Source organism: Pseudomonas trivialis (assembly GCF_001439805.1).
Classification (GTDB): Bacteria; Pseudomonadota; Gammaproteobacteria; order Pseudomonadales; family Pseudomonadaceae; genus Aquipseudomonas; species Aquipseudomonas trivialis.
Genome location: NZ_JYLK01000013.1, coordinates 114721 through 124028, shown reverse-complemented (window position 1 = coordinate 124028; position 9308 = coordinate 114721). Strand labels below are relative to the sequence as shown.

At 62.2% G+C, this 9308-nt stretch carries 6 protein-coding genes; 1 reads left to right on the top strand and 5 read right to left on the bottom strand.

Annotated elements, in window-relative coordinates:
- Positions 1-186: 186 nt before the first annotated feature.
- Both TU79_RS18555 and TU79_RS18550 read right to left on the bottom strand, forming a co-directional pair.
- Positions 187-2574 (bottom strand): TonB-dependent siderophore receptor, encoded by a 2388-nt coding sequence (locus tag TU79_RS18555; RefSeq protein ID WP_057009351.1) that lies wholly within the window; start codon positions 2572-2574, stop codon positions 187-189.
- A gap of 155 nt (positions 2575-2729) precedes the next feature.
- Positions 2730-4382: a cyclic peptide export ABC transporter gene (locus tag TU79_RS18550; protein WP_057009350.1), complete on the bottom strand. Its 1653-nt coding sequence runs from the start codon at positions 4380-4382 to the stop codon at positions 2730-2732.
- A gap of 203 nt (positions 4383-4585) precedes the next feature.
- On the opposite strand from TU79_RS18550, the gene TU79_RS18545 reads away from it, so the two are divergent.
- Entirely contained in the window at positions 4586-5416 is an 831-nt protein-coding gene (locus tag TU79_RS18545; RefSeq protein ID WP_057009384.1) for a formyltransferase family protein, read from the top strand.
- A 241-nt stretch (positions 5417-5657) separates the two neighbouring features.
- On the opposite strand, the gene pvdO is transcribed toward TU79_RS18545, so the two are convergent.
- The 3 genes from pvdO to pvdM are packed head-to-tail and all read right to left on the bottom strand — an operon-like array spanning position 5658 to position 9198.
- Complete coding sequence (gene pvdO / locus TU79_RS18540; protein WP_057009349.1) at positions 5658-6530, bottom strand: dihydropyoverdine dehydrogenase; 873 nt, start codon at positions 6528-6530, stop codon at positions 5658-5660.
- A gap of 30 nt (positions 6531-6560) precedes the next feature.
- Positions 6561-7829 (bottom strand): pyoverdine-tailoring periplasmic protein PvdN, encoded by a 1269-nt coding sequence (gene pvdN, locus TU79_RS18535; RefSeq protein WP_057009348.1) that lies wholly within the window; start codon positions 7827-7829, stop codon positions 6561-6563.
- Between the two features lie 19 nt (positions 7830-7848).
- A complete protein-coding gene (pvdM, locus tag TU79_RS18530) occupies positions 7849-9198 on the bottom strand; it encodes a pyoverdine-tailoring dipeptidase-like protein PvdM (RefSeq protein ID WP_057009347.1) in 1350 nt (449 codons plus the stop codon).
- Positions 9199-9308: the final 110 nt, after the last annotated feature.

Below are 9308 nucleotides of genomic sequence, written 5' to 3'. Positions count from 1 at the left end.
AGCAGGCTTGTCCTGCGTTGGGCTTCGCACCCCAACGCGGGGCAAGCCCGCTCGCCACAGAGGCTCCAGTTTGCTGCGTGACAGCGCCAGGTCGTGGATGGGGCGTGGCGGCACACACAAAAACGCCCCGGGCCTTGAAGGCTCGGGGCGTTTTAATTCAACCCCTTGTCCGGGGATTCAGACGCCTTAGAAGTCCCAGCGCGTGCTGAGCATGAAGTTGCGGGGTTCGCCATAAGCGGCGGAGTTATAGAAGCCGATGTTGGTGTAGTAGGACTTGTCGAAGACGTTGTTGATGTTCAGCGTAGCCGACACGTTTTTGGTGAATTGATAACGCGCCATCGCGTCCACCAGCCAGTAGGCCTTCTGAGAGAATTCCTCGTAGCCGCCACGGGGGCTGTTGTAGATGTCCTGCCAGCCAACGCTCTGCCAGCGGGCGCCACCGCCGACGGTCAACTTGTCCAGATTGCCCTTGAGCTTGTAGGTGGTGTAGAGACTGACCTGATCTTCCGGTTCGAACGTGGAAATTTTCACGTCCTTGTCGTCACGCACGATCTTGTGGGTGTAACCGCCCTGGAGTTGCCAGCCCGGAGCGATTTCGCCGGACATTTCCAGCTCGTAACCCTTGGTCACGGCCTGAGTGCCCTTGAACGCATAGTTCGACGGCGTAGGCTTCAAGTTGTTGTAGTCGTCGTCCGACACGGAACGGTTGTCTTCATGGATCTCGAAGTAGGCGGCGCTGGCGTTCACACGGCCATCCAGGAAGTCTGCCTTGATGCCCAGTTCCCAGTTCTGGCCTTCGTCCGGCTCAAGCAGTTTGTCGTTCCTGTCGCGGTTGTAGCTTTCCTGCGGCATGAAAATATCGGTATAGCTGGCATAGACCGAGTAGGTATCGTTCAGGTCGTATACCGCGCCGACGTAAGGCACAAAACGTCCCGACTCCCGGTAGGTCGGGTTATTGCCGGTCACTGTGTAGTTGACCACGCGGCCGCCAAGCAACAGTTTGAGGTCGTCGGCGAGGTTCAGGCGGGTGGTCATGTACATGCCGGTCTGGCGTACGGTGTCGTCGATTTTCGATTGCGACTGACCCCAGTCCGGTTCGCGGGCGTTACCGTGCCAGTTGTTGAAGTCGACCAGATTGGGCGCAAGGTTCCAGTAACCGTTGCCCTTCCACTCCGAGGCGCTGATGGAGCCACCGAATACCAGCTCATGCTCGCGGCCACCCAGGCTGAAGGGACCGCTTACATACAGGTCGCCCGAGTCACTGACGGTTTCACCGGTGTATTTGCCCGAGGTGAGCTGCGAGGTGCCGTCCAGAGCCGGAGTGTCGCCCTGAATCGAACCCATCAGCGCGTGGTAACCGTTGATCTTGTGGTCCAGTTGCAGCTTGGTGACCCAGCCGCCACCGAGGTCGTGCTCGACCATGGCGAAGGCGGTGCGGGTGTACTGCTCCCAACTGCTCCAGTCGGCGGCGTTGTTGAACGAGCGCTTCACGTTGTTGCGATTGCCCTGGGCGTCGATCAGCGGGAAGCTGCCGGACCACGAAGAGCCTTTGGGCAGGCTGTCCTGATAATCGCCGCCCACCGTCAGCATGGTATCGGGCGACAGATCGAACTCCATGATGCCGTAGTAGGTCGGGCTCTTGCGCTCATAGCGGTCCATGAACGAGTGCTTGTCCTGGTAGGCGGCGACGGCGCGTCCACGCACATTGCCGGTTTCGGTCAGCGGCCCGCTGACGTCCAGCTCGCTGCGGTAGTTGTCCCAGGATCCGGCGCCCAGGGAGGCATGGCCCTGGAATTGGGCTGTGGGTTTTTTACGCACCAGGTTGATGGTTGCACCCAGCGAACCTGCGCCGGTCAGCAGGCCGGTGGCGCCCTTGAGCACTTCGACCCGGTCGTAGATCGCCATGTCGCTCAGGGTGTTGCCTGCCGAGTAGGCGACGTTGCGCGAGGTGGACGGGATCCCGTCGTACTGGAAGTTATTGATGGAGAAACCCCGGGCGTAGTAGTTGCTGCGCTCGGTATCGAAGGCGGAAACCGTAATGCCCGGCGTGTGGCGCATTACGTCATCCACGTTGTTCAGGCCGAAATCGTCCATGTGTTGACGGGTGACGACGGTTACCGACTGCGGCGTTTCCTTTGGCGTCAGGACCAGGCGTGTGGAGGTCGCGAGAGTACCCGGTGTGTAGGACCCGGTGTTTTCGGTGACGTTGCCGAGCATGTTGCCGGTGACCTGGGTGGGGCTCAGCTCCAGACCGGTCGCCGCCCCCGCGGCGGTGACGGTCAGCGAGTTGCCGCTGAGGCTGTGGGTGGTCGCGGTGCCTGCCAGCAGGGTGCCGATTGCCAGTTGCGGGTCCAGCTTGCCTTTGACCGCATTACTGTTCTTGCCCTGCACATCCCCCGGGCTATACAACACCTGCACATTGGTCTGCCGGCCGAATTCCTGCAGCGCGCTCCCCAGCGGCTGTGCGGGAATATTCAACTCGATCTCCTGGGCCTGTACATAGCCCGCAATCGGCAGCGACACCGCAAGCACAAGGGCACTCGGAAGAAGGTTGATGTTCAGGGCCCGGCGCATGGATAGCGCTTTGCTCAGGGGGCTGAGACCGAGTCGTGCTGGCATGGATGTTTTCTCTTCTATGTTTTTAAGTGGGCAATTCTAAGTGTTTGTTGAGGTCAATTCTCATTACCACTAGTGAGACGTTCCTACTTGGGGAAACCGGAAAATAAATTTCACGCCAGTGCCATCTCATGCACCACCTGGCCGGCGCGCAGGCGCACCAACTGGTCGGCGATGTCGAAATAGCGGTCGTCGTGGCTGATCACGATGATGGTTTTGCCCAGGCGTTTGAGGTCCGGCAGCAGCTCGGTGTAGAAGATGCGGCGAAAGGCCGGGTCCTGGTCGGCGGCCCATTCGTCGAACACCAGCACCGGGCGTTCTTCGAGCCAGGCGTTTACCAGCGCCAGGCGTTTGCGCTGCCCGGTGGAGAGGTCGGTGGTGCTGAACACGCCGTCCTTGACGCTGACCTTGTGTGCGATCTCCAGGCGTTCCAGGTACTTGCTGGCGCTGTCCAGTGACTGCGCGGCGCTGCCTTGCACCAGGTCGTCAAACAGGTAGTAGTCGGAGAACACCGTGGTGAACAACTGGCGATAGTCGTCGCGTTCGGCGGCGGTCACCGCTTCGCCGTTGAGGCGGATTTCGCCGGCCTGGGGCGGGTACAGACCCAGCAGCAGCTTGATCAGGGTGGTCTTGCCGCTGCCGTTTTCGCCGACGATGAACACGATGTCGCCTTGCTTGATGCTCAGGTTGATCGGGCCCAGGTGGAACGGCTCGCTGCCTTCGACCGCCGGCGGGCTGTAGCTCACGCCCTTGAGTTCGAGGCTGTTGACCACAGGTTTCGGTGCTTCGCTGTCGTCCATCAACAGGTGCGGTTCCGGCGACGAGAAGCGCTCCGACAGCTCGCTGATACGGCCGAAGGCAATCTTCGCCTTGCCCACCACCGGCAGGTAGCCCAACAGGTGTTCCAGCGGGCCTTTCATGTACAGCAGCACGAGTACAAAGCCGGTGATCACGGTCGGGTCCGGGTTGGGCCGGTACGCCTGCATCGCCAGGGCCAGGCCGATGACCACAAAGAACAGCATCGAACCGAAGGTCTTGGCGAGAATGTAGATATTCACCGACCGCACCTGGATATCGCTGATCAGGTCGGCGGTTTCCTGGATGCGGTGGGTGTTCATGCGAAAGCGCCGTGGACGGTGCATGCGCAGTTCCTTGGCGCCGGAGGCAATGGCGTTGTAGTAACGCTGCAGCTCATCCTCATGCCCGCGAGCCAGGTCGAAGCCCTGGATGCCCTTGCCGCCGGCAATGAATTGCACGGTGCTGCCGATGATGATCGCCACCACCATCATCAGGAACATCGGCACCGACAGGTACGCCAGGTAGCCCAGGCAGCCGAGCGTGACCGTGGCGGCGATGGCCAGCGGGGTAAACGCAAAGGAGAAATCGCTGATGGTGTCGACGTCATGGGTCAGCACCGGGATCAGGCGATGGGAGCGATAGCGCTCGATCTGGCCGATGGGCGCTGACAGGACTTTCTCGCCCAGGTCCTTGCGCAGCGCCGCAATGATGCGTTGCCCCACGTAGTTGGTGCCGATGTCGGAAATGATCGAGCTGACCAGTGCCACCACGCACAGCGCGGCAAAGGTCATGACCACGCCCTGGGTCATGCCGTCCGCCGAATGCAGGGCGTTGTTGATGGTGGCCAGCAACAGGGTGATGGCGAGGCCGCCGACCATGCCCAGCGCAACGGACACCGTCACGATGGTGCGAAAGGGCCTGATCAGTGCGAGCAGGCCGTTGAAGGCGCCGCGTTTGGCATCGGTCATAAATACTTCCCGGAAAGTCAAAAAAGAGGGGGCTGGGCACACAGACCCTTACCCATGACAAACGAAGCGCCGGGGCGACTATTTAGGCCGGTGTGCCAGGCGTTGGGCGACGGCGGATAAATTGCCCGCAGGCTGGTTCGTTCTTGTTCTGCAGGCGCACGCGTAGCGACGCCGTGCGCGGTTCCTTCAGCGAGAGCAAAAACATGACAAAGAAAAACCTGGTGTATGTGTGGTCCCTGCGCAATGCCGCCGCCGACAAGGCCGGGCAGCCGGTGGCCTACAAGGACCACGAGCGCTACATGACGTCGGTGCTGGAGTTTCTGGTGGGGGCGCTCAACGACACACCACTGGGCCAGGCCTATGACCTGGTGGGCGTGGTGTATGACGATGACCAGCACAACCAGCGGGATCAGGCACTGGTTGCCGATTACGGCTTTGCCTGCGAGCCGGGCCGCCAGTGGTTGTACCCGGCGGACCTGCGGGTGCAGGGCAAGCGGGTCAATGACTTGCTGCTGAGCGTGCCATCCACCTACCGCCGTTTACCCCGGGGCAGCGCCGAGCACATCGCCGGCAAGCAGGACTTCGAGCGCCGCCTGCATGACACGCTGGTGGAGTTGAAGGCCGATATCGTGGTGCTCGATGGCCTGCTGGTGATCCTCGATGAACTGGTGCGTCCGGGCGCGCCGTTTGCGCGGCGGATCATGAATATTCATCCGGGCATCACCCGTGGTGAATCGCCGTATGAGCGTCGCGGCGCCTATGCGACGTGGAATGCGTTGTATGGGGCGCGTGGGGAGGCAGTGGTGGATTGGGCTACCCGGGAAACCAGGCCGTGTGAACCGCTTTATCTCACCGGGGCGTCGTTTCATTACGTGGACAACGGGATCGATTCGGGAGAAGTGTTGCATGACGTGCTCAAGACGCAGATTTCGCCTGACGACACTATTCTTGAGTTGCGGTGGAACAACTTTAATAACAGTTTATTTCCGGCGTTGCGTGAGGGATTGGCGTTGCTCGCTCAGCGGGCGGATTGAAAGCAAGAGCGCAGCAAACTGAGCGCTCTGTGGCGCGCGGGCTTGCCCCGCGTTGGGGTGCGAAGCGCCCCCAATCAAGGCAGGCGCGGTGCACCTGACACTGCACAGCGCATGGTTTTGGGGCTGCTGCGCAGCCCAACGCGGGGCAAGCCCGCTCGCCACAGAGAGGGGGCAGCCTTTGAAAAAGATGCCTGGATTAGGGGCATCAAGTCAGTTGCCCCCACAGTTGGATCTTTATGGATCAAAGCTCCCGCACAACCCTGAACCCAATCCAGTCCCCCCGCGTCTGCGGGTAGATATTGTTCCGATTGCCCGACCGCGAAAATACCGGTGCCTCGCCCCAGTCATTGCCCCTGATCTGATACCCCTCACAGTTCGGCTCTACCCACGCGCTGCCATCGGTGGGCGCGCCGATATAGTTGGGATGTTCGCAATCGGCAACCCGCTCATACACATTGCCATGCATGTCATACATGCCAAACGCGTTCGGCGGGTAGCTGCCCACCGGCGACGAATAGCTGTAGCCATCCGCCGGGCCATAGGTGTTGGCGTGCCTGGCGATGCTATAGCCCTTGCCTTCGTCGAACGGGAAGGGGAAGGGGCCGGTGGAACCGGCGCGGGCGGCGTATTCGCGTTGCGACTCGCTGACCAGGTGGTAACGCTGGCCGGTTTTTTTCGACAGCCAGCTCACGTACTGCCTGATGTCGTCCATGTCCATGCACACCGCCGGCTGACGCGGGCCCTGGGGGTAGCGCGGTTTGCTGGCGATGCATTCGCGGCCGGGGCGGGTATCGCCGTCGGCGATCTTCACACCGCTCTGGCGCACGTAGCTGTCCCATTCGCCGGCGGTCACCTGAAAGCGGCTCATGGCGAAGGGTTTGGCAAACGTCACTTCATGCATCGGGCCCTCGTCGGGCTCGCGGCCGACTTCATCGTCCGGGGTGCCCATGGTGAAGGTGCCGGCCGGCAGTACCACCATTTCCGGGCAGTCCTTGCAGTCCTTGAACACTTTGCCCGGTTGCGGCGCATCGGCCCAGGCCAGGCTGGGCAACAGCGCGCCGCACGCGGCGGTCAACGCCAGTGCCGTCAGGGGTTTGAGTCGGAATGGAGTCATGTGGGCATCTCGTTCAAAGGGAAAAGGGCATCACACCCGCTGACTCAGCAGGCGCATGAAACGCTGGATTTCATCGGTGGAGTTGAGCAGGCCGGGAGACGTGCGCACCACTGGGCCGGCATCCCGCTCCACCGCATCGACCACCACACGGTTTTTCATCAGGTACGCCGCCACCGCGTCGCTGTCCTGGCCCTTGACCCGGAAGAAGGTGAAACCGGCCGACAGCGCCGGGCTGCCTGGCGTCACCAGCTCGATCCGCGGATGGGCAAGCAGGCGGGTTTTCAGCTCGGTGTTGAGTTCATGAATACGCGCCTGCACCTGCGCCTTGCCCAGTTGCAGATGCAGCTTGAAGGCTTCATCCGCCGCCCAGCGATGCTCGAAGGCGTGATAGCCACCGGGCGTCATGCGGGTGGCGAAATTGGTGTCTTCGGAGAAGGTCGCCACCATGGGCGTGACGTAGTTGTTCTCGCTGTCGCGCGCGCAGACCAGGCCGGTGCCGCGCGGGCCGAACATCCACTTGTGGGTGCCGGCGATGAAGAAATCGCAGTGCATGTCGGGAAAGTCGAGGTTCTCGACGCCGAAACCATGCACGCCGTCGACCACGTAAAGTATCCGGTCCTGATCGTCGCGGTTGCGGTTGTGCTCGTTCACCAGCGTGCCGATTTCACCGATGGGCAGCTTCACGCCGCTGCCGGACTGCACCCAGGTCATGCCGAGCACGCGGGTGTTGGGGCGAATGGCCCGGTGGATATTGCCAAGCACTTCATCCACCGATACCTGGCTGGCGCGCTTGAACAGCTCGATGCGGCGCACCTGCGTGCCCTCCTTGAGCGTGCGAAAATCCAGCACGCTCTGGGTGGCGTAATGCTCATGGACGGTGGTGAGGATTTCCTGGTCCGGCCGCACCTTGATGCCGCCATAGATCATCGCCAGGCCTTCGGAGGTGCTGCCGGTGAGGGCGATCTGCGCCGGCGTGGCCTTTAAATAGCGGCCGGCCCAGTCGCGTACCTGGCCTTCACGCTTCCACGTTTCCTGCAGATCCCAGTCCATTGCCAGGCCGGGGTTGCGGTCGATCTGCAGGCGATAGCGCTCGATGGCGTCGCGCACCGGCCTGGGGTGCGAGGTCACCAGAAAGTTGGAGAAGTGCAGGTAGCTCGGGTCCTGATTGAACAACTGCTTCAACCCCGTCCAGGGATCGGTTGCCGTGGCGGCCAGCGCCGGCGGCATCAGCGAAGCGCCCAGGGGCAGGCTGGCAGCGAGCAGGCCAGCCTGCTTGAGAAAGGTGCGGCGGTCGGTCATGGGCTTGCTTCGTGGTGGGTTAACGGTTGGCCAACGGCTTGGCGGCTTTTTGCACCTGGTCCCACACCCGCAGGAAGTTGCCTCCCCACAGCTTGGCGATATCGGCTTCGGAATAGCCGCGCTGGATCAGCTCGGCGGTGACGTTGCGGACCTCGCCCACATGGTTCCAGCCCTCGATACCGCCGCCGTCGTTGAAGTCCGACGCAATCCCCACGTGATCGATGCCGATCTTGCGCACGGTGTAGTCGACGGCATCCCCCCAGTCCTTGAGGCTGGCCTTGGGTTCTTCTTCGAGGATGCCGTACAGCCCCTGGGCGTACTGGCCGAACTTCTGCTCGGGCCAGGCGGCGATGATGGCGTCGCCCGGCATCAGCGCCATGGCCAGGTTGGGCAGGGGTGGCAGGTCGAAGCGCGCGCGCAGGACGTTGAGTTTGTCCTGGGTGGGCTGGCTCAGCGGGCGTAGGTAGGCGGGGAAACCCACCACCTGCACCACGCCGCCGCTTTGTTTGATCAGTTGCAGCTCTTTGTCGCTGAGGTTGCGCGGGATGTCCACTGACGCGCGCGGCGCCGAGTGCGAGGCCACCATCGGCGTGCGGCTCAATTGCGCGACCTGCTCCAGCGCCTGGGTCGACATCTGCGACACATCGATGATCACCCCCAGGTCGTTCAGGCGCTGCACCGCTTGCTGGCCGATCGGCGACAGCCCGCCCAGAGCGTCGGTGGAGTCATTGAAAAACGGCAGCGGGCGCGACGAGTCCGACCACGCGTTGTTGCCGATATAGCTGAAGCCGAACATGCGCATGCCGCGCGCGGCCCACAGGTCCAGTTGGTTCAGGTCATCTCCCAGCGGGTAGGCGTTGAGCATGCTGATGAAGATCGCGAATTTGCCCTCGCCGTGTAGGCGCCGGAAATCATCCGGGGTGTAGGCGATGCCGACCTGATTGGGAAAGTCGCGCACCATGCCGGTGATGATTTGGTAGCGCACCTCCTGCTCGTGGCGGGCCTCTTCGACAAAACCGTCGGTGGGCCTGTGCGGCGCGTTGTCGCCGTTCCAGATTTCCGGCCAGCCGAAAACCGTCAGCGCCGCGCCGGAGAGACGTCCGCGGGCCGCCTTGGCCAGGTCGAACTGGCCGCTGCCATCCTTGTCGGCCTCATTGCCGGCGGTGCCGAAATCCATGGGCACGGTGATGTGGCTGTCGAACGACAACAGGCGGTCCTGCATGTCGTTGGCCTGCCTGATCACCTCCAGCGGGTAGCCGGCATTGCCCTTGAACCAGTGATCCCAGACCAGAAACCCGGCCCCGGCGCCAATGGCCAGGGCCAGCGGCAAGCCAAGATACAGCGCCTTTTTCGAACGTGGTTTTGTCATTGCCATCTCAGTCAGTTGAGGCCTTTGCTATCTGGGAAGGACGAGCCATGACAGCGGAAATTTAGGCGGGCAGGGCGGGGCGGTAAATTTCGCCGGGCTGCAAACGTTCT